This window comes from Bradyrhizobium sp. USDA 4486, from assembly GCF_054057995.1.
On the sequence record NZ_JBSRZV010000001.1, the window covers coordinates 544,599 to 566,218 of the forward strand.

Here is a 21,620-nt window from a genome sequence, read left to right on the forward strand (position 1 = left end):
CAGGCATTTGAGAACGTTTGCAGCGAAAAACAAAGCTGCAAGTTCGAAGACTCCTAGGATCAGCGTCGCCAAGTTCGTTGAGGTCGACCATTTTTCCAAGGCTATCTTTGACCAGGCGGTCGCGCGAAATAGCCGGTTTGGTTCCAAAAGGCGAAGGACTCAGGTTGAGCAAATCTGGTCCGCTCTGGCTCCACGAGCGGACTTCCGACAGCCGAGGCGCAACTTCGCTGGCGGGCAACTAGCGGTCATTGGGGACGTCAGCGTGCAGCGGTGCCGTCGTGTCGCGTGGCAGCATAACAATGAACTCTGTAAACACACCCAGCTCGCTCTCGACATCGAGGGTTCCGCCGTGCTGTTTGACAATGATGTCATGGGTCATCGACAGACCGAGCCCCGTGCCTTCGCCGGCTGGCTTGGTAGTGAAGAAAGGATTGAACATCTTCTCCTTCACCTCGACCGGAATGCCGGTGCCGTTGTCGCGGATGCGGATTTCGACCTTATTGCCAAGATTCTTCGTGGTCGCACTCAGCACTGGCTCAAAGGTCTCGTCTCCCGCTTCGGACCTGCGCCTAGTGGCAGCATAGAAGCCGTTGGAGATCACGTTGAGCAGCGCGCGTGTGATCTCCTGCGGGTACACCTCGATTTCGCCCGCGTAGGGGTCAAGGTCCTGCTTAACCTTGATGTTGAAGCCGGACTTCTCTGCGCGCGCGCCATGGTAGGCTAGATTTAGACTCTCTTGGACCAGGGCATTGATATCGGCGAGGCGGCGCTCGCCCGGTCCCTCGCGTGAGTGCAGCAGCATGTTCTTGACGATAGAGTCGGCGCGTTTGCCGTGCTGTACGACCTTTTCGAGATTGTCCTTCAAAAGCCCGGTCAGTTCGTCGACTTCCGCGCGCATCTTGTCGCCAATGGCCGCCGGCCTCAGGACGTCGTTCAACTCTTCGGTCAGTTCAGCGGAAAGCGCCGCGAAATTATTGACGAAGTTGAGCGGGTTCTTGATCTCGTGGGCGATACCCGCGGTGAGCTGGCCGAGCGAAGCCAGCTTTTCGGTCTGCACCAGGCGGTCCTGCGCGGTGCGGAGGTCGTCGAGGGACTTCGTGAGGTCCTCGGTGCGCTGGCGCAATTCCTTCAGCAGCCGCGCATTCTCGATGGCGATGACGGCCTGCTTGGCAAAATTGCTCAACAGCTCGATCTGCTTGTCGCTGAAGAGCTGCACTTCGTCGCGATAGACTGTTATTGCGCCGATCACCTCGTCGTCTCGAAGCATCGGCACAATAGCGACCGTGCGGGCGCCGCCCAGTTCGACGATTTCAATCGATGCAGGGGAGCGCTCAAGATAGGCCTCGGTGGTTCGCATGTCGGCAACATGGACGACCTCCTTGGTGCTGATCGCCTTGGCGAGGGCGCTCTTCGGATGCGGGGTCAAGAGGCGGTCGCCCCGAGCGGCGGCAAACGCAGCGGGCACATTGTATTGTGCGGCCGGCCGCATCGAGCCGTTTTCGGTCAGGAGCATCGACCCAAATTTTGCACCGCAGACGCGCGTTGCGTTCACCAGCATTTTTTCGAACACGGGCGCCAGATCGCCGGGCGACGAGCTGATGATCTGGAGCACGTCGGAGGTCGCTGTTTGCTGCTGCAGGGATTCGCTCAGGTCGTCGGTGCGCTGGCGAAGTTCGTTGAGCAGCCGCGCGTTTTCGATCGCGATCACGGCTTGAGCGGCAAAGTTCTGCACCAGGGCAATCTGCTTTTCGGTGAACGGCCGGACCTCCTGGCGATAGAGGCCGATCCCTCCGACGAGTTGGTCCTCTTTGAGCATCGGCACCTGCAGCAGGGTGCGACCTCCTCCGATCTCCGCGAGAGCGATCATGCCTGGATAGCCCTCGAGATAGGCTTCATGCTGCAGCACATCATGGACGTGAACCGGCTGCTTGGTGGTCGCGGCGCGGCCCAGCGGAAGCTTGGGCTCGAGCGGGATGGGAGTTTGCGAATGAAATTCGCTGAAGGCGGGAGGCACATTCCACGAGGCGACGCCGTGAAATTTTCCGCCGTCGAACAGGCGCAGCATGGCAAACTTCGCCTCGCAGAGGCGCCCGGCGTTTTCCAACATGGCCTGAAACACCGGAGCCAGATCGCCGGGCGAGGCGCTGATTGCCCTGAGAACATCGGCGGTGGCAGTTTGCTGCTGCAGCGACTCCTCCAGATCCCTCGTCTTGGCCTGCACTTCTTCGAACAGGTTGACGTTGGAAATGGCGATGATGGCCTGGTCGGCGAAGCTCGTCACCAGCTCGACCTGCTTCTCGGTGAACGGCTTCACCTCGGATCGCGCCAGGAAGATCACGCCGATGACCTGGTCCTTTCGCATCAAGGGAACACCAAGCATGGTCCGGGCCCTGGAGATCTTCTGGCGGCGCAGGTCGCTAAATCGAGGGTCCGCCAGCGCATCGTGGATGTGAACGGTCTCCTTCTCGACTGCAACGATGCCGACGGCGGAGCCGTCGCCGGCTGTGACGGGATTGTCGTGAACCCAGTGCACCAGTTCGTCGCTGGCGTTGGCGTGGGCGACCACCCGGTAGGTCCCGTCGTCCCACTGCTGCAGCATGAGGGCGTATTCCGAGCTGCAAAGTCGCTGCGCCGTCTCGACGATCGTGTCCATCACCGGCTGCAGATTATTCGGCGAGCGGCTGATAACGTTCAGCACCTCGCCCATCGCGGTTTGATATTCGAGCGCCTCCGACAAGTCATCGGTACGCTGGTGCAGTTCCTTCAAGAGCCGTGCATTCTCGATCGCGATCACCGCCTGCTTGGCGAAATTGCCGAGCAGCTCGACCTGCTTGTCCGTGAACGGATGCACTTCCTGGCGGAATATATTGATACTTCCTACCAGCTGCGCATCCCTGAGCATCGGGACAAGGAGTATCGTTCGGGCGCCGGACAGCTTGCTTCCCGCAACATAGGCATGGTCGGCCGCATAGCCGGGTTCCGTCGTGATGTCGTGAATGTGGACCACCTGCCTGGTTCTCTCCAATCGGCCCAGGCCCGTATCCGGCGGAGGCAGACGGACCGGCGTTCTCGTGCGCGCTTCCACGAGTGCCGGCGGCGCATTGTGCGAGGCCATGAGGTGAAAGGCGCCATCGTAGCGGTACATGGTACCGAAATTGGCGCCGCAGATCCGTGTGGCATTCTCGAGCATCGCTTCAAATACCGGCTCGAGTTCGCCCGGCGAGCTGGAGATGACCTGAAGCACCTCGGAAGTCGCGGTTTGCTGCTGAAGTGACTCCGTGAGCTCGCGTGTCCTGGCCTGCACTTCCTCGAACAGGCGGACATTGCCGATGGCGATCACCGCCTGGTCGGCGAAGGTCTGCAGCTGGCTGATCTGCTTATCATTGAAGGCGACCGGCTCCAGGCGGCGGAGCACAATCGCGCCAATGGCTTCGCCTTCGCGCAGCAGAGGAACCGCCAGGATGCTTCGGTGGCCTTGTCGACGGGAGTGTTCCTGCCCCTCAGGGAACTCGGCGGCTTCGGGGCCCTGAAGATCGGCGATTTGCAGCGGCATCTTGTCGACCACGCAGCGGCCGGTGACCCAATTTCGACTGATCGGCCACTTGTCCAGGCCGATCGGGATAGGTCCGTGATGGGCGCTGTAATGCAGGTCGCCGCCGATCTTCAACAGCAGGCCGGCGTCGTAGGCATCGCACAGCTTGCAGGCGCTCTCGACAATTGCTTGCAGCGCCGGCGTGACCGCGGTGGGCGAAGAGGCGATGACGCCCAGAATGTTGCTGCTCGCGGTCTGGTAGGTGAGGGCTTCCTCCAGATCGCGCGTTTTGGCCTGCACCTCGTCGAACAGGCGGGCGTTTTCGATCGCGATCACGGCCTGGTCCGCGAAGGTCGCGACCAGTTTGATCTGCTTTTCGCTGAACGGCTGAATTGTTCGGCGTGCCAACACGATGGCGCCGACCGGATTGCCTTCGCGCAGCAGCGGTACGCCGAGGAAAGTTCGGGGGTTGCCGCTCAGCTCCTGGCCCTCGAACTCGTAGTCGGGATCTTCGAGCACGTCCGTGACGTGGATCACCTGACCGAAAAGCAAGGTCCGGCCGGTGATGTTACGCTTGTCCGGCACAACCGGAAGGTCCTTCACGTATTCGGCGAATTCGGACGGAAAGCCGAACGAGCCGGCTCTGAAATACACGTCACCCGACTTCCTGGTGATCGCCGCCATATCGGCTTCGCACAGGCGGGCTGCCGATTCGACCAGCGTGTCGAGGACGGTTTGCAAGTCGAACGCGGAGCGGCTGATCACCTTGAGCACGTCGGCGGTCGCGGTCTGCTGCTGCAAGGATTCGCTGAGGTCGCTGGTACGTTCGCGCAACTCGCGCAGCAGTCGCGTGTTCTCGATAGCAATAACCGCTTGTGCCGCAAAATTTTCCAGCAACTCGACCTGCTTGTCGCTGAACTCTTGCACCTCCTTGCGGTAGACGGCAAAGGCGCCGACAAGCTCGCCCTCCTTGAGCATCGGCACAATCAGAACGGTGCGGGCTGCGGCGACCTTGTAGATCAGATCGTCGGGATGCTCGGCGGCAATATCGGCAATGTGAACCAGCGCCTTGGTCTCGACGAGGCGCCCCAGCGAAGGCGCCCCGTCAAATGGCGCGATGAAGTGTGGCGGCGTTTCCTGGTCGGGCGCATACGATTGCGGCACGTTTTGCGCGGCCATTCGCGCCACCCGCCGCAACCTGTCGCCTTCATATAGGAGCAGCGTTCCAAAACTGGCGCTGCAGATGCGCACGGCATTTTCCAGCATTGCCTCGAACACCGGCCCAAGCCCACCAGGCGAACTGGATATGACTCGCAGTACTTCCGACGTCGCCGTCTGCCGCTCCAACGCCTCGTTGGTCTCATTGAATAATCGCGCGTTCTCTATGGCGATCACGGCCTGATCGGCGAAGGTCTGTAGCAATTGCACGTGATGGTCGGCGAATGAACCGGTCTCGCCTCGTGTCACGGTGATCAAGCCGATAGGCACCCCATTTCTCATCAACGGCGTGAACAACATGCTGCGAAAGCCGCGCAATCGGGCCAAATCCATGGCCAGTATGTTTGGCGAGGAGTCGGTATCGACAATCTGCATTGGTTTGCCATCACGCAGCAACTCGAAGAGCGTCGAAGACGTTGTGAGAGGCCGCGGAAACGAAGCTCGCAATGCTTCGTCAGCGACCGGATTGGTCGGTGTGAACGCCTCCAGGTGTTGCATGCCGTCGATATACCGAAATACTGCCGTAGAGAAACCGCCAATCAACCTGTTGGCGCTGATCGCAATCGCCTCGAATACCGGCTGCACATCGTCAGGCGAACTTGCCATGATCTTCAATATTTGGGCCGTCGCCGCCTGCTGCTCGCGGGCTTCTCTTAGGTCGTTGCTCGAACCGGCGACCGAACGACGCTTCGCTCGGCTGGCCGCTGGCGCAATGAGGCGCTTGCTCTTGGTGGTCTTGCGGCCTTTGCGGGTCTTCGACTGGCTCGTCTTCCCGCCCGTCCTTGAACGCCGCGCCATATACGCCCCGTGGGTCTAAAAGGGTATTATATCGGTCTGGACCATCATTCAGGAAGGGCCGGGTTAGCCTGAACCGCATCTTACCGGGCTAGGCTGATGTCCGAGAAGGGTCAATCGCGACGGTTGACCCGGTTTAAGTTAGGTCCAGTCTGCCCCTCATAGCCGGCATATCCTCGGCAGTGGGATGCGGCGGCGATGGGCCCAATTCCGGCCTTTCCTAACCGGCCGCGTAGTCCTCGAACGACGCCATCTATTTCCCGGCTGCGTCAGGTGGCGTAGAATGATACTGCCCTTGAAGCGGGACGTGCCGAAAATCACCGCCCGGGCAAACGAGCAGTATTGGTGCTATCGGCAGGCACGCTCTCTGGAGACCGTTCTTTTTCGGTTTCGCGCCACCGTCTCAACGAACTTTGCGTGCCGCATCTACGACCGCACGTTCAGTAATGTCGGGAGAAGAGCCATGAGCAGGGTCGATCGAAGGTCCGCACTGGGTATCGGATTGGCAGCGACTTCGGCTGCCATGATCAAGCCAGCCGCCGCACAAGCCACAGGCTACAAGGATACGACGCCTTGGCCTGGCGTCGTGGTGCGTGAATATGAAGGGGAGACACCATCCCTGATCCCAGGTTTTAAGACCGTCTCCATGCGCGATGTCATTAGCAGCCGGGATCGAAGACCATGGGTCCTCCCATGATGAATGCTATGGTCTGCCATATCACCGAAGGGGAGCTTCGGCTTGAGCAGGATGGAAAGACCTTCACGGGCAAGAAGAATTTTGTCTGGACCTGCAACAAGGAGACAAAAGAACAGGCGTACAACGATGGGAATGTGGTCGCGATTATGCGAATCACGGATCTGAAGGCTTAACGCTGGTTTTTCGCAAGAGATCGAATGCAGAGCGGATGGCGCACGCGACGACGCGCCATCCGCGACCGGTTGGGGTCATTCGCGGCGGTCCGGAGAAGGATCGGCGCTTCCGTTCTCCCCTGACAAGCCGACCTTCGCGGTGGTCGTCTACTTTGCATTCGGGCCACAACCGGACCTGCATGCTAATCTGCACTTCTTCGGCCCGTCCATGACCGCTCAAGGCCAGAGGGGACGGGGGTGATATTGACCGCCGCTTGGGCTATAGCCTCTACGGTCAGCTTATGCCGTCCTTTCGTCAGCCCGTGCGTTGAGGATTGACCAATGACCAGCGGATATTTTGAAGACGTCGAGGTCGGAGACAGCCAGAAGGCCGGGCCCTATTCTGTCTCCAAGGAAGAAATCATTCAATTCGCCAAGCGATATGACCCAAGGCCCTTCCATATCGACGAGGCAGCCGCTGCTCGTTCCGTTTTTGGAGGACTGTCGGCATCTGCTGCCCACACGTTTGCTATCTTCATCTCGCTAACCAACCAATTACAGCCTCCGGTTCGTGCGAACGCCGGGTTGGGCTATGATGAGCTGCGGCTGCCCAATGCAGTGCGTCCTGGCGACGACCTCTATCTGGAAGCGATCACATTGGAAAAACGCGAGTCGAAGTCGAGGCCCGATTGTGGAGTCGTTCGCGGCCAGTTCCGCTTGCGCAATCAAAAAGGCGATACGGTCCTACAGTGCATCGGCAACGGCCTCGTTGCGAGGCGACCGGATGCGACGGCATCAACGTAATCCAATGTCGGCTTGGTGGGTCGTCTGCAATGGGTTCAAACTGCGAAGAACTCGTAGTGAGCCAATCTAGTGCGATATACCTCAATGAACTGACCCCGTCAGATGACGCGCTACTTCGCCGGTGAGCTGGGAACGGGTTCGATCACCTCGTCGCCGGGGCGCCGCGGAAGACTGCCTGCATGCGACGTCCGCCACTCCAATGCCGGCGTGATCAATCATTGCACCTCTCCCGATTGATCAAGCTCCAGCCCGGATAAGCACTCTTAGCAGTTTTCCGGACCGGCCGATGTTTACCCGGTAGCCGTGGTCCGCCCAGCCTCGGTGATGCGATATTCGATATCACCGGATGGAAGTGGTTCGGTTTCCACGAGACCCAGCTCCACGAGCCGCGCCACGATTTCGTGGTCGAACGTCGGCGGGCTGACCCAGGATTCGCCGAGGAGCTTCCTCAGAAAAATCGCGCTCCAGATCGGTCAGCTCCATGTTCGCGCTCCTCTGCGATCTTCTCCGGACCGGTATCGCGACCACCTCATCCGGTGCCCTGAGATCAACGTTTGCCCGCAGCTTCTGCCAGGAACGGAGCCATCGTCGTCCCGTTGATTCCGGAAGACAATATCAGGGAGGTCAACATGACCATGGAAGATCGCGAGACGTTCAGCCTGATCGGCAGCGACAAGGTGGAGGGCACGAACGTGTACGGGGCCGGCGGGGAGAAGGTCGGCTACATCGAGCGCGTCATGATCGACAAGATCAGCGGCAAGGTGGCCTACGCGGTGCTCAGCTTCGGCGGCCTGCTCGGTATCGGCGACGATCACTATCCGCTGCCTTGGCAGGCGTTGAAATACGACACCAATCTCGGCGGCTACGTCACCGGTATCACCCAGGACCAGCTCCGCGGCGCCCCCAAATACGCCGACGAGAGCAGTTGGAACTGGAGCGACCCGGCGACCACGCGCTCCGTGAACGCCTACTACGGCGTGCCGGTGGGCTGAGGCGGGACGAAACTCTGGCGTCTGACTGCTCGACACACCGCCGTCCGGCCGATTTCAGAAGCCGTTTGCGCCGCCGCAATTGGCTGCCGCTGTGAGCCTCACCGGCTTGAGCTGGTTTCCGATCCTTCGAACGAGCCCGCAAAGCTGGCAGTGGATCGTCGAGTGCCGGGATGCAGTTGGAGCGCAGCCACGGCCTGGCTGACGCGGCAACGGCGCTACCACCGCGTGTTCAGCGCTTAAGGCATGCGGCTGGCGTGATGGTGCACCAGCAGCCACTTGTCGTTACGCTTTTCGAATATGTTCGTCGCAAGCGCCGAAATGTCGAGCACGTCGCCGTTCGCTCGATGGGCGTACACCTTTTCAACACCTACGACCCACGCGATGTTGCCGTTGATCGCTATTTGCGGATTGTCCATCACAACGGAGAAGTCCTTGTACCTGACCGGATGGTCCGCATAACTTTTTTGGACGGCCTCCCAGCCCTGCAGCGGTGCTTTACTTGCGGGGTGGATGACGGAAACAGATCCGTCCTGGGCCCAAGTCGCCTCGATAGCCTGGACGTCCAGCTTGGAGAACGCCTGTTCGACCTGCGCGTTCGCGGCAAGCACGTCGGCCTTATCATCCGCGTGTGCTGAGACCGCTCCACATGCCACCAAGAAAATGGGTATGAGCGAGCGACTGAAAGGGTTCATGTGCGGTGGCTCCATTGCGAGCGGCAATCTCCGCAGATTGACCCGGGACGCCGCCGCGCACAAGCGGCCGAATATGAGCGCGTGGCCTAGTGCTATCCCTTGCCGCAACCGCCATCCAGTCCCGCAGCAAGCCTCTGTCTCTCTCGAAAAGGAGGCGCGGTGCTTGAGGCTCCAGCGTCTCGCCGGGATGGCATCGCTCGAAATCCTCGCGGATCAGCGACTCGAGGTAGGTCCAGTCCCACGTGACCGCCGGCATAGCCGGTATTCCTGCGATTAACTTACGTGAACTTTTGTTCAGCGAGGGGGTTGTGGTGGGAAGACCGTCGCCCGCCGTTCGCACGGCGCACGCCGCGGATATCCGCTGATGCGGACGCCGAGCCTCGCGCTGCTAGCGTTTCCCGCGCTCCGCCTGAGCGCGGATAATCACTCCGGCAACCCTACTGAACCGGGCATTAAAGCAGATCAATCGATTCGCATTTGTGCTCCTGGTGCTCGGCATCGCCGCATTCGCAGTGAGCACATTCAGGTTTCCAGACTGATATGCCGACGCCGCGGCGTAGGCGGATCAAACTGCTCCCACGTGGGCGGCCGCCAGCCAGCACGGGGCATGAGCTCCATCCGCGATCTCGCGCTGGTTCCGTCCCATCTGGCCCGGCCCTCTCGCGTCGAGGCAGCTGATGACGCCACTTTGTAATTAGGTCTGGCTCCTTCCTTGTGCGAAGCTCCCGCTATGGACCTTCCCATGGTGCGACAGCACTTAGCGGAAGCCGAGCGGCACGTTGCACTCGGTGAGCGGCATATTGCCCGCCAGGTCCAGATCATTGACGAGCTAGGACGCGGACTCATTAAGGCGCAGCCATAGCCTGATCGACGCGAGTTGAACGAAGGCAAGATAGTTGGCGGCGAGCCTGTCGTAGCGCGTCGCCACCCGACGACATTGTTTGATCTTGTTGAAGAACCGCTCAACCTGGTTACGAGCGCGGTAGAGATAGGGGCTGAAGCAGATCGGATCGCTGCGATTGCTTTTCGGCGGGATGTTGGCCCATGCGCCCTTCTTCATGGCGAGCTCTCTGATCCAGTCGGCGTCATAGCCACGGTCGGCAAGCACCATTGACCCGGATTTCAGGCGAGAGAGCAGTTTTCCGGCAAGTCGGACGTCGTGGGCCTCACCGGGGCTCAGCGCCAGCCGCACGGGCAGACCATTGCTATCGACTACGGCATGAATTTTGCTCGTTAGGCCACCGCGTGACCGTCCCATCGATTGGCCCTGGTTGCTTGTGATGCAGGCCCCATGCTGATGCACGCGGACGATGGAGGTGTCTATCATCTGAACAGCGGCATCATGGGCAGCAGCAAGGGCGTCCATGATGCCCCCCAGACACCAGCCCGCCGCCAACGGACGAAGCGGTTGTAGCAAGTGGTGTACGGACCAAAGATGTCCGGCAGATCACGCCAAGGTGCTCCAGAGCGCAAGACCCAGAAGATGCCATTGAGGACACGACGGTCGTTCACCCGAGGAACGCCACGCGGCTTGTTCGGCAGCATGGGTTTGATGGCAATCCATTGATGATCGGCGAGTTCGTAGCGCATGGTTCGAGCCCCCGGTTTGGAAGCTTGAATCACAGGGATTGGCCAGACGCAACGCTTTTGGGCAGGCCCCGGTGGGACCCTTACGGGTAGAAGCGGACATCAGCCCTGAGACCGTCGAAAATGACCCAAACCGGTCTTTAGCAGTTGCCTAGACAGACAATCTCGCCTGGGGAATCATGCAGCCGTCGCCGAACTAGAGGCGCCACCATGGACGTCGGAGATTGGTTGCGGAGGCTCGGCCTCGAACAGTATGAGGCGGCATTCCGCGAGAACGAGATCGACGAGTTTGTTCTCCCGAGCTTGACGGCGGAGGACTTGAAGGATCTTGGCGTCGCAATTGTCGGCCATCGTCGTAAGCTGCTCAATGCCATCGCCAACTTGCGGGTCGAAGCGGATGCACCAGCGCCACTATCCGATGGGCCTCTGGCGACCGACAAAGCTGCCGAGGACACCGCCGAGCGCCGCCACGTCACTGTAGTGTTCTCGGACCTCGTCGGTTCGACGACGCTCTCCGCACGTATGGACCCGGAGGACCTACGCGAGATCATATCGGCCTATCAGAGATGCGTCGCTGACACCGTCAGGCGCTTTGGTGGCTTCGTCGCGAAATACATGGGCGACGGGGTGCTCGTTTACTTTGGCTATCCGCAGGCGCACGAAGATGACGCTGAGCGAGCTGTGCGCGCAGCACTGGAGGCGATTGCGGCAGTTGGAGCGCTCAAATTGTCCGTTACGCTGCAAGCGCGCGTTGGTATTGCGACGGGGCTTGTCGTGGTTGGCGATCTGATCGGATCAGGGGAGGCACAGGAGCGAGGCATCGTCGGGGAAACACCCAACATTGCCGCACGTCTGCAAGGCGTGGCTGAGCCCAACGCGGTGCTCATCGCTGAGAGCACGCGAAGGCTCCTGGGCAATCTGTTTGACCTAAAGGACCTTGGACCCCAAGAACTCAAGGGCATCCCGAGCAGCATCAGAGCCTGGGTAGCACTGCGGCCTTCTTTGATCGAAGGCCGCTTCGAGGCTCTACACGCAGGCGGGCTCACTGAACTTATCGGCCGCCAAGAAGAGCTCGAATTGCTGCTTCGGAGGTGGAGCACTGCAAAGACTGGCGAAGGCCAGGTGGTGCTGCTCTCGGGCGAGGCGGGCATCGGAAAATCGCGGCTCACGGCCGCGCTCCTGGACGGCCTCGCCGCCGAACCGCACACCCGTTTGCGGTACTTCTGTTCGCCCCAGCACACGCATAGCGCCCTCTACCCGATTATCGGCCAGATGGAGCGTGCTGCTGGATTCGCGCATCACGACGATTTGCAAGCGAGACTCGATAAGCTCGATGCCTTGCTTGTGCAGACCTCCACCTCAGCCCAGGATGCAGCGCTTTTTGCCGGGATGCTGTCGCTCTTGAATGATGGACGGTATACCGTACTCGAGTTGACGCCGCAGCAGCGCAGGCAAAAAACACTGGAAGCGCTGATCTCACAATTGGAGGCGCTGACCCGCCGGAATCCAGTGCTGATGATTTTCGAGGATGCGCATTGGACCGACCCCACAAGCTTGGAAGCGTTTGGTCGGGTTGTGGACGTGATTGCGACCCTTCCCGTGCTGCTGATCGTGACGTTCCGGCCGGAGTTCGATGCGCCGTGGCTCGGACGGCCTCACGTCTCGGCTCTGATGCTCAATCGGCTAACGGAGCGCGACGTTGTGGCCATGATCCATGGTCTCATTGGTAGCGCGCCGCTGCCGCCCGGCATCCGGGAGAACATCGTTGAGCGCACCGACGGCATTCCTCTGTTTGTGGAGGAGATGACAAGGGCGGTTCTCGAGGCGGAGAGCGAAGGCGAAGCGCGGCGGACCGCCGCTGAGGTTCCGTCCACGGCCGCCGCTGTCCCGGCAAGCCTGTATGCATCGCTTATGGCTCGGCTCGACCGGCTCGGCCCCGCCAAGGAGGTGGCGCAGGTTGGAGCGGCAATCGGGCGGGAGTTCTCCTATCCCATGCTGGCCGCAATTGCGAGCAGGCCAGAGGCGGAGTTAAGACGGGCGCTCGACCGTCTCGTTGAAGCCGGACTACTATTCCGGCGCGGCGTGCCGCCGGATGCGAGCTACCTGTTCAAGCATGCCCTAGTGCAAGACGCGGCCTACGGCACGTTGCTACGCGAGCCGAGACGCACGCTTCACGCCCGCATCGCCCAAAGCCTTGAAAATCAATTCGCGGAGACGGCCGAGAGCCAGCCGGAACTACTTGCGCGTCACTGCACCGAGGCCGGGCAGATCGAAAAGGCCGCGGGCCTGTGGGGCAAGGCGGGACAGCTCTCGCTGGAGCGTTCGGCGCTGGAGGAGGCCGTGGCGCAGCTCACCCGGGCACTTGACCAGATTGCGAGCTTGCCTGGAACGCCAGCCCTGCGCCGCGAACAAATCGAGTTTCAGGTCGCTCTCATAACCCCACTTCTCCATCTCAAGGGGTATGCAGCGTCTGAAACCAGGGTGACCGTGGAGCGGGCACGTGCGCTAATCGAACAAGCTGAAGCGCTCGGAGAGTCTCCCGAAGACCCACTGCTGCTGTTCTCCGTACTCTACGGCTCCTGGGTCGCGAGCTTTATCTCATTCAGGGGCGACGTGATGCGCGAGCTTGCGTCCCATTTCTTGGCGCTCGCAGAAATACGAAGCGAAACAGTGCCGCTGATGATTGGGCACCGCTTGGTGGGCATGTCGTTACTTGGCGCAGGAAATTTCGTGCAAGCGCGCGCGCATCTGGATTCGGCTATCGCACTGTACGACCCCGCCGTCCATCGCGCGCTGGCCGCGCGCTTTGGTCAGGACGTGCGAGTGGTCATTTTGCCGTGGCGTTCGTGGGCATTGTGGTTGCTTGGTCATCCGGAGGCGGCGCTCGCGGACGCTGACCAAGCGCTCAAGGAGGCGCGCGAAATCGGTCACGCCACTACGCTCATGTTTGCGCTCTTCCACGTGTCGTTTATCCACATGTATTGTGGAGATCACGCTACGGCGAACAAGCTAATCGAAGAACTAGTTGCTGTAGCCGACGAAAAACGTGCGTCGTTCTGGAAAGCGGGCGGGGTCCTCCGGCGGGGCTGGCTGTTTGCCTTGATCGGCAAACACTTAGATGCAATTCAAATGATCACGTCCGGTATGGCCGCATGGCGATCAACGGGAGCAACAGTGTGGATGCCGCTCTTTCTATCATTCCTGGCAAAGAGCTACGCAGAGGTCGGAAAATTCGAGGACAGCTGGACTTGCATCGACGAGGCACTGGCATCGGTGGAAGAAACCAAGGAAACGTGGTGCGAGGCCGAGATCAACCGCACTGCCGGAGAAATCGCACTATTGTTGCCGAAACCAGATCCGGTAAAAGCGGAAGTTTTTTTTGACCGCGCGCTCGCAGTGGCGCGCCATCAGCACGCAAGGTCCTGGGAACTCCGTTCCGCGATGAGCATGGCGCGGCTGTGGCGCGATCAAGGAAAGCGCGAAGAAGCCAGAGACCTTCTCGCTCCGGTCTACGGGTGCTTCAGTGAGGGCTTTGACACGTTGGATTTGAAGCAGGCGAAGGCGATGCTCGACGAACTGGTGAAATGAGGGACCTGTGGTCATGCAGGTCAGCATGGAACGGCTCCTGGCCCATCGCGACATACCGCGCCGCCGCCAAACTTGGTCGCTGCAGGAGCAAAAGCGGGCGTAGTCACCAGTCACATGACGGCCGCCGGGTTTATAGGTACACGGCCTAGCGCGGGCCGGTCACCACACAGGCTTGGCATTCGCTTTGTTGGACAACTACTGCGAACTTCAGGTCTGTCACCTAGCGCACCGCGACCGCATCCGGAAACAACTTTCGCAGTGAGCCGCTGAATGGCCTAATTCCGAGATCGTGACGTAACCCGCCGTTGGGGCGTTCTCCGTCACGAGCCGGTCGACCTAGGCTTTTCCAGACCCACGAGCGCAGTATGATGCCCGAGTAGCCAGTCACAGGTTTACCTTGGAGTGCACCGTGACGCGTAACCTCGTAGCTGCGTGTGTGTGGTTGCTGAACTTATGGCTCAGGCCATTGGCGATCCAACCAATCCGCCAAGACCTTGCATTCGCGAGCCATTTCGAACAGCTTCAGCTTGGCCGCCGGGGTAGTTGTGACGGCTGCCTGATGGCGGCAGAGGGCCTCAAGCGACCGATATGACTCGGATCGAGGATGCATCAGGAGCACCGTGGCCCTCGATGCGGTTCGCGTCCATCACTTGTGTTACAAACTATACATTCGACGATGTGCGCCAGACCCAGCGGCCTTACTCATTCTCGGCCTTTACTTGCTCGATCGCTCTTTCGAGCTCTGCGGCGAGGACCTTGTAGTGAAAGACCACCCGCTCGAACGCCGCTCGCTTGATCTGCGACTTGGCCGTATCTCTCAACTGCTCGCATTTTACGATCTGCTCGCGCAACGTGGCGAGGTGTTCGAGCATGTCCTTCATGGCGCGTTCCCCCTCAGGAACTAGCTTAGGGCCAATCAGGACGCGGGCAAATCAATTCAACACTCGGAATCGAATACGGCCGGCGGCGCTTACTGCTCGTACGAGGTCTGCCTTTGTGCTTTCTCCACCATCGCCATCCACTCTTCAGCCAGCTTTAGCCATGCCTGCTTGTCGGCAGTGCGAGTGGCTTTCTCTGCCTCATCAAAGCAAGCCTTCGCTTCGCGGAGGTATCTGGCAGTGATGCCTTCCATGGGCGCAAAATGCATAGGCGGGCCAAAAGTGCCCACAAAAAAGCCGCAGGCTCTGCTCTGGAACAGGCCCGCGGCGTGCGCCACGCCAATGGGGGGCAAAGACGCGACACGACATACGCTACCACGAACGCGAACCGCGCCGCTTCCTAACTATTGCCATTTCGGATTCACATTTGTTGTCGCGGGAACTAACGGCGCCGGGAAGATTCGGCAAACCGGGGCTGGCTCCATAGTTCACGTAGATCGTTTCACCCGGTTCTTTGACCTTGCGCGGGCCGCAGCGATCGACTTCGCTGCGGCCTTTGTTGTCGAGCACCCTGCTTCGAGCTGCGCGAGAGCGGAACTTACGTCAGTGAGGCCAGGGGAAGATCTATTAGCAAAGGCACGAAGGTGGTGACGTTGAACAGACTAAGTGAGCGGCCCTTCCGGCTCTCCAACTGATCGGGACAAAGTTCGGTATGCTCGTTCTGCCTGCTCCTTCGTCAGGTTAGCCGCCCAATCGGTCCCGATCAGCGCAGGCCCCCTGCGCTCTCGATCGTAAACCATCCAACCAGTGCCTCCCATTCGAACAACAAATCTGCTTGCCCTCGCCCCTCTTTCACTCACCGTTGCCTCCTCTTCCTTATTTGGCTGCAAACTTGATTGTGCTCACTCCAGGATTGCATTTATGAAACAGCTGATCCTGACTTGCAATTGCCGAGCCGGGGCAGCGCTCTAGTTTAGGTCGTGTGCGGACTCTACCCATCGGGCTGCCCGAGGGAGTGGGCAAGGCTACAGGAACCATGCTGAAGCTCGCGCATTCTTGCTGGGCATGCCACTATACTACTTTAACGTTCAGGACGTCGCACCCCACGCCGATTATGAGGGCGAGGAATTGCCAGACGACGAGGCGGCCTGGCGAGAGGCGACCCGCTACGCGGGTGCGCTTTTAAACGACATCGACGGTAAGTTCCGGCCGGGCCAAGAATGGCGGCTGGAAGTGAAGGACGTGGCAGGCAGGTTGGTGCACACCATCTGCATTAGCTCGAAGTCTTGAGCACATCAGCGCGTCTATCCCCCGCTAACTGAGGGCGGGCGCAGTGTGCTTGTCTTTTTCACACTAAGCGAGCAACCCGAGGAGATCTGTCGCGCGGTGAACTGCTCCCTGTTTTGACCGGACACCGGCGTTAGCCGGAGGAGCTAGGCATAGTCCTAGGCATACGCCTATGTCCGAGACGTTTTCGAAGGTGGAAGTCATCACCGGCGTTGCCCGCCGGCGACGGTTTACGACGGAGCAGAAGCTCTTGGTCGTCAATGAGACGCTGCAACCGGGCATGTCGATCAGCTATGTTGCCCGTCGCCATGGGCTCTCCCCGAGCCTGGTCTTCCGATGGAGACGGCTGATGAGCGAAGGGGGCAAGGAAGCGGTTCGGGCAGATGAGGATGTGGTCGCCGCATCCGAGGTCCGGCGGTTGGAGGAGCGGGTTAGAGACCTCGAACGCCTGCTGGGCCGCAAGACCATGGAGGTCGAGATCCTCAAGGAGGCTCTTGATCTTGCACGGGTAAAAAAACCGACCTTGCTGTCGCGATCGCAAGCGCCGGAGGATACCCCGTGAAACGGATCGCAGAGACCCTCGGGGTGGCCCGCTCCAACCTGGTTGAGCGAGTTGATGGCAAGCGTCCGAAGCGCGGGCCCCAGATCCGCGCCGGGGATGTGGAGCTCACGTCTGATATCCGGCGCCTGGTGGACGCCCGCCCGAGCTATGGCTACCGGCGGATCGCCGCGCTCCTCAAGCGCGCGCGGCGATCCGCCGGCCACGATCCCGTCAACGCCAAGCGCGTCTACCGGCTGATGAAGAAGGGCGGCTTGTTGCTGGCCCGGCATACAGGGCGCCGCATCCCGCGGGCCCATGCTGGAACGATCATGACAAGCCACTCCAACGTGCGTTGGTGTTCGGACGCGCTGGAGTTCACCTGCTGGAATGGCGAGATCGTACGGGTTGCCTTTGCCCGGGACAGCCATGACCGCGAGGTCATCAGCTGGGTGGCGACAACGGCCGGGATCTCCGGCGAGATTATCCGGGACATGATGGTCCACTGTGTCGAACGGCGGTTCGGTGACATGCGCGCTCCACGCAAGGTGCAATGGCTGAGCGACAATGGCTCGATCTTCGCCGCCTATCGCACCCTTGAGATTGCCGCGGCCTTGAACCTCGAGCCTTGCTTCACGCCGGTCGAAAGCCCCGAGAGCAACGGCATGGCCGAGGCGTTCGTGAAGACCTTCAAGCGCGACTATGTTCGCGTCAACCCGATCCCCCGACGCGCGCACCGCGCTGCTGCGGATCGACCACTGGATGGAGGATTACAACTCAGAACTTCGGCATTCCCGGCTGGCTACCGCTCACCGCGGGAGTACATTGCATCTCTCGAACCAGCCGAGTGTCCGGTCTAACGGGGGCAACTCCACGCGGCGATCAGGATGGAAGGCGACTTCCTACCCAGATTGCCGCGGTACAGAGATCCTCATTCGACTTGCTGTGCCCGACACGTTCCTGGGGAGGAAAACACAAGAGCCTTTCCCACGAGAGGCCCAAACGGCCGCCCGTAAAATTCCGGATAATTCACATGGGTAATTTCCCAGGCCCGGAATGAGGTGTTACTTGCGGCATCCTGCGTGACGGGGAAGTCACAATGCCTCATCGTATGTACCGCGCGCTAGAGCGGACTTGCCGAGAGCAGGCTGCGCTTACACAGCACAAAGAAACGAGAGAAGAACTCGAAAAGATGCAAAGAGAGTACAAGGTCATTGCCGATTGGCTAGAGCGCCAACTGCCGGAGGCAGATCGGCGCCCTGATGTGCGATAGGTGCATCAGTATCGACAAAGAACTTGCTGCGCTTAGGCGAGTTCAGTTCCTGATAGACGATGAGCTAGCGCTGGCCCCCATGGCTGAAGTTGTCAAAGATCTTGAAACAGAGAGGACCACGTTGCATCCCGACGAGAACAAGACGGATGGGTAAAGCGGTTCAGTTGGCGGTCTGTTTCGATGTCGTCTTCTGGCGCGAAGGCGAGCTTCGAACGGCGTCCTCTGTTATCGGCTCGTTGGGCTAGACCGGAAACAGCCGCCCAACCTACCAAACGGCGCTAATGGCCCGCCCCGGACATTCGTCCCCAAGGCTAGTTGGCGCACATTGGAGAAGGCTTAGCCGTTCACATCTTTTGAGCCTTTTGAGCCATTCGTCCAAAGTTCCGGTGCCGGAACGAAAGATAAGGCTGGCTATCTTGCGGGGGGCGGGCGCACACTTCGGACATCACAGCTCGGACCGTGGCTTTTATCTGTGATGAGAACGCCGGTAGCGCTCCCGCCCCACTCGAACAGGGAGCAGCGCCATGCTCAAACGGCGTCGTTTCAAGCAGACTCAATCGTTGGAAGAGCGCCTTGCCGAAGAGGCCAAGCGTTTGCGCGAAGAAGCGAAGCTGCTTCCGCACGGACCTGCACGCGAGCAAATCATCCGGAAGGCCCGGCAATGTGACACGGGCTCGCACATGAGCGAGTGGCTACAATCGCCGGGATTGAAGCCGCCCGAGTGATGCCACTGAGCCGAGCAACAGTAAGGGGCGTTGACCCCCATGGCAGAGTCATTCGGCCACGCCTTTACTATCGTCGAGGTTACCTCTGACACGGGGGCAACGACTGAGGTTTGGCTTGCCCTGGCTAAGCCAAGTCAGGCGATAACGCTGGTTCTCGCGGCTGTTCCGAAGGGCTGGAGAGCGCAGATACTTCCAGTGGTGATTTCCGAAAAGCAGCGAGGGATGTTCGAGGAGATCAACCTTAAGCCGGGCGAGGTTTACAGACTCTCCTCAGAGCAAGCCTGACTTATCGAAGGGTGCTCCTACTTATCATCGCGCTGCGCCTGCGTGATCGGTGCTCGCTCTCAAGGAACCGCCGCACAACCCTTTCGTTGGATGATCATTCGAACAGCAAGGGAGCACCATCATGGACCGCGAACATGTTAAGGGCGCTGCGGACAAAGCAAAAGGGCGCCATCAAAGAAGGTGCTGGTAAGATTACTGGCGATAAGGAAATGGAAGCCGAAGGCAAGATCGATAAGGCCAAGGGATCTGCCCACAACGCCGCGGGAGATGTGAAAGATGCGGCGCGGAATGCAGCTGACGCCTTAAAGAAATAGGGCATAAGACAAGAGCTAACCGCCGGCTTTTTTTCGTTGCCCAAGCTAGTCGAAGGGCGCGGCGAAGTCCGCGCCTCGGCCACCTGGAATCTGCGCGCGGCCCAGTCGGGATCCAAATCGTTGTTCGCCGCTGGTTGGGATTGAACGTGCCCATCGGGTTCATGCAGACATCCAAAGAAGTTGGCTCGTTCCAAACCAAAGGCCCCCAGCGAACCGAGGGCCTCAGCGATATCTAGGGATACCTCCGCTCTAGTGATGCCAGAAAAGCGCCAGAAGCAGAATGATCGGCAGCGGAACGCCGAGAAGCCAAAGCAAAGCACCTCTACCAAATCCCATCTCGTCCTCCTCAGTTGACATCCAACAACTCGGAAGCCGGGCCAGACGTTCCCGTTAGGAACTACGGATGGCTCCGCGGATTGTGCGGCACGGAGAACAAGATGGCTGTTAACATACCGACTGGCAGTAATCCGCTGACGAAAACGGCTAGCAAGCGCAATAAGACGGGCGGACAGTTTATGGTCGTCAAGGAGGCGGCGAAGCCCGAGGGTGTTCGGTGGGTGGGTGGAGTGATGGCAAAGGTCGTCATAGCCGGCGTGGTCTTCCTCACCCTACTTATTGGATTTTCCGTGTGGGTGATTGGGCTATGACCTGCGACGTGTGCGACGCTTTGTGGCCTTCGGTACGGTTACAGGCGCAACTTGTGGGAGGGTTAGGATCAATCAAAGAACAGCCCCGCGACCATGTGAGCGCAGGTTTATCACAAGGCCGGACATGCAAACGACTATAGCGATGTCGATGTAGAAAAGCAGCCACTCGCGGTCCTCATTGCGCATCTGCCTCTCTGCCTAACTCCTTGCGAACCGTAGCTGCGGAGTTGCCCACCTTGTCGACTGCTTTCTGAAGCTCCTCCCGGGTCACCCCGAGCGCATGGGTCCAGTACTTCACTTCGTGAGCCTCATGCATGTTTATTTTGCTGCGGTCGGGCTGACCTCGCTTGGTGAGATTATCAGTCACTTTCTGTCCTCCCTATTTGGAGAGCTCAACGCGGCTAGAAACGACGTGTTCCTGCCTCAGTTTTTCGAACGAACATAAGGGCACCTTGCGTGTCGCGCGTCATATGCTAAACGGCGATCTCAACGTTGACGGAGTCGCCGAGTGGCTAAGAACACAAAGAAACCTGTCCGCCGCGAGTGGACGAAGGAAGACATCAAAGAATTGAAGGCGCACTCGAAGGCTCGGACGCCGGTTGCGAAGATATCCAAGATGACGAAGCGAACCGAAGGCGCGCTACGTCAGAAGGCTATCATGTTGGGTATAGGCTTAGGCCATCAGCGATAGCTGTCTAAGTGGGCGCCAATCTCTTTTAGCAACTTCGCTTGTTTCGCTTCAACCCTGCGGGCGTCAACGCGGATCCCCGAATTGCTCCAATGCTCGGGCACAGGCCGCGCGCCGTTCGGATATGATGCTCTGCTCCTGCGGCGCTACGTTTGACACCTGGAAGCCCGCGGAAAACTTCGAGCGCCGCCGCCGCCACATCTATGCCGCCCAAGCGGCCGGAAGGTTCTCCTGGTGAAACACGCTGACGCCCGCCCTATGCAGATCCCGAAGCCGCCGCGCGCAAGCTCCTCAAGCTCGCCGCGAGCGTCGAGGCGGTCCAGGACGGCCGGATCCATATCGAGAAGATCAACGCGCCGTTTCTCTTCACTCTGAAGGCAAGCGGCGCTGAATTCGGGGCTGGCATCAAGTACGCCATCGAGCACGGTTGGCTCGAGCTGCACGAGAGCGGGACTTATGTGCGGCTGCTGAGGGGCGCCAACCATTGAGGCGGCCTAGCGCCATCTTAACCGCTTGCGATCAAGCGGATTTCTCGAACAGGGCGACTATCGACGCAAGGAGGGCGCCCCCCGTCGAAAAATCTTTCGCGAACTGGCGGCAGCGCTCCAGCTTTTTCTGAATTGCCATTTTTCCCGATCTCGATCCATGCACGAGAATGCCTGGAGGAGCGCAAGTTCGGGCGATCTAAGGACGTGGCGGGAGCGGCTGTCGCGACGGAGGTTCGGTTCTGGCTGGCGTTGCGAGCCTCGTCACCGTCGTCTGGCGCGGCGGCTCGTGAACCCGGTTTCCGCGCACCATCCAAGCCGCGAGACGCTCGAGGCTCCGCTGCCATGCGCCCAAAGATGGTTCGTGATGAACGTCATCATCCATCTGGCAACCGTTAGCTGAGAAGCGGTTTACGGTTGATTGAGTTTGGGACAAACCGGCA

Annotated in this window: 16 protein-coding genes and 2 pseudogenes; 12 read left to right on the forward strand and 6 right to left on the reverse strand. The window is 59.9% G+C overall.

What is annotated here, in order from left to right:
- Positions 1-238: 238 nt before the first annotated feature.
- Positions 239-5,548, reverse strand: coding sequence for a GAF domain-containing protein (locus tag ACVWY3_RS02660; RefSeq protein ID WP_456837065.1), 5,310 nt, complete (start codon positions 5,546-5,548; stop codon positions 239-241).
- 678 nt (positions 5,549-6,226) lie between these two features.
- Here ACVWY3_RS02660 and ACVWY3_RS02665 point away from each other — a divergent pair.
- The 3 genes from ACVWY3_RS02665 (at position 6,227) to ACVWY3_RS02675 (ending at position 8,190) form a co-directional block, all read left to right on the forward strand.
- A complete protein-coding gene (locus ACVWY3_RS02665; protein WP_456837066.1) occupies positions 6,227-6,415 on the forward strand; it encodes a hypothetical protein in 189 nt (62 codons plus the stop codon).
- A gap of 321 nt (positions 6,416-6,736) precedes the next feature.
- A complete protein-coding gene (locus ACVWY3_RS02670; RefSeq protein ID WP_456837067.1) occupies positions 6,737-7,198 on the forward strand; it encodes a MaoC/PaaZ C-terminal domain-containing protein in 462 nt (153 codons plus the stop codon).
- Positions 7,199-7,827: 629 nt separating this feature from the next.
- Positions 7,828-8,190: a PRC-barrel domain-containing protein gene (locus tag ACVWY3_RS02675; protein ID WP_456837068.1), complete on the forward strand. Its 363-nt coding sequence runs from the start codon at positions 7,828-7,830 to the stop codon at positions 8,188-8,190.
- 236 nt (positions 8,191-8,426) lie between these two features.
- On the opposite strand, the gene ACVWY3_RS02680 is transcribed toward ACVWY3_RS02675, so the two are convergent.
- Positions 8,427-8,882, reverse strand: coding sequence for a YybH family protein (locus tag ACVWY3_RS02680; protein WP_456837069.1), 456 nt, complete (start codon positions 8,880-8,882; stop codon positions 8,427-8,429).
- A gap of 829 nt (positions 8,883-9,711) precedes the next feature.
- Positions 9,712-10,472 (reverse strand): IS5 family transposase gene (locus tag ACVWY3_RS02685; RefSeq protein WP_456837070.1). Its coding sequence is split into 2 segments (ribosomal slippage): positions 9,712-10,253 and positions 10,253-10,472, totalling 762 coding nucleotides; the frame shifts between segments, so codons are not numbered across the junction.
- Between the two features lie 207 nt (positions 10,473-10,679).
- Here ACVWY3_RS02685 and ACVWY3_RS02690 point away from each other — a divergent pair.
- Positions 10,680-14,057 (forward strand): ATP-binding protein, encoded by a 3,378-nt coding sequence (locus ACVWY3_RS02690; RefSeq protein WP_456837071.1) that lies wholly within the window; start codon positions 10,680-10,682, stop codon positions 14,055-14,057.
- Between the two features lie 698 nt (positions 14,058-14,755).
- Here ACVWY3_RS02690 and ACVWY3_RS02695 read toward each other — a convergent pair.
- Complete coding sequence (locus ACVWY3_RS02695; protein ID WP_456837072.1) at positions 14,756-14,938, reverse strand: hypothetical protein; 183 nt, start codon at positions 14,936-14,938, stop codon at positions 14,756-14,758.
- An 89-nt stretch (positions 14,939-15,027) separates the two neighbouring features.
- Positions 15,028-15,189 (reverse strand): hypothetical protein, encoded by a 162-nt coding sequence (locus ACVWY3_RS02700; protein WP_456837073.1) that lies wholly within the window; start codon positions 15,187-15,189, stop codon positions 15,028-15,030.
- Between the two features lie 811 nt (positions 15,190-16,000).
- On the opposite strand from ACVWY3_RS02700, the gene ACVWY3_RS02705 reads away from it, so the two are divergent.
- From ACVWY3_RS02705 to ACVWY3_RS02730, 6 genes and pseudogenes are all read left to right on the forward strand, one after another.
- Complete coding sequence (locus ACVWY3_RS02705; RefSeq protein WP_456843271.1) at positions 16,001-16,225, forward strand: DUF6894 family protein; 225 nt, start codon at positions 16,001-16,003, stop codon at positions 16,223-16,225.
- Positions 16,226-16,394: 169 nt separating this feature from the next.
- Positions 16,395-17,620: pseudogene (locus tag ACVWY3_RS02710) on the forward strand (IS3 family transposase).
- Positions 17,621-18,557: 937 nt separating this feature from the next.
- Complete coding sequence (locus ACVWY3_RS02715; protein ID WP_456837074.1) at positions 18,558-18,758, forward strand: hypothetical protein; 201 nt, start codon at positions 18,558-18,560, stop codon at positions 18,756-18,758.
- A 39-nt stretch (positions 18,759-18,797) separates the two neighbouring features.
- A complete protein-coding gene (locus ACVWY3_RS02720; protein WP_456837075.1) occupies positions 18,798-19,043 on the forward strand; it encodes a hypothetical protein in 246 nt (81 codons plus the stop codon).
- 134 nt (positions 19,044-19,177) lie between these two features.
- Positions 19,178-19,357: a CsbD family protein gene (locus ACVWY3_RS02725; protein WP_456837076.1), complete on the forward strand. Its 180-nt coding sequence runs from the start codon at positions 19,178-19,180 to the stop codon at positions 19,355-19,357.
- A 437-nt stretch (positions 19,358-19,794) separates the two neighbouring features.
- The gene (locus ACVWY3_RS02730; RefSeq protein WP_456837077.1) at positions 19,795-20,004 is read left to right on the forward strand and encodes a hypothetical protein; all 210 of its coding nucleotides are present in this window, start codon (positions 19,795-19,797) and stop codon (positions 20,002-20,004) included.
- A gap of 175 nt (positions 20,005-20,179) precedes the next feature.
- Here the strand turns inward: ACVWY3_RS02730 and ACVWY3_RS02735 are convergent, their stop codons facing one another.
- A complete protein-coding gene (locus tag ACVWY3_RS02735; protein WP_456837078.1) occupies positions 20,180-20,371 on the reverse strand; it encodes a DUF3606 domain-containing protein in 192 nt (63 codons plus the stop codon).
- Positions 20,372-20,512: 141 nt separating this feature from the next.
- Here ACVWY3_RS02735 and ACVWY3_RS02740 point away from each other — a divergent pair, with 141 nt between their 5' ends.
- Positions 20,513-20,695, forward strand: a complete 183-nt coding sequence (locus ACVWY3_RS02740) for a hypothetical protein (protein ID WP_456837079.1) — start codon at positions 20,513-20,515, stop codon at positions 20,693-20,695.
- A 251-nt stretch (positions 20,696-20,946) separates the two neighbouring features.
- Positions 20,947-21,180, forward strand: a pseudogene (locus ACVWY3_RS02745) (hypothetical protein); the annotation flags it as partial.
- Positions 21,181-21,620 lie beyond the last annotated feature (440 nt).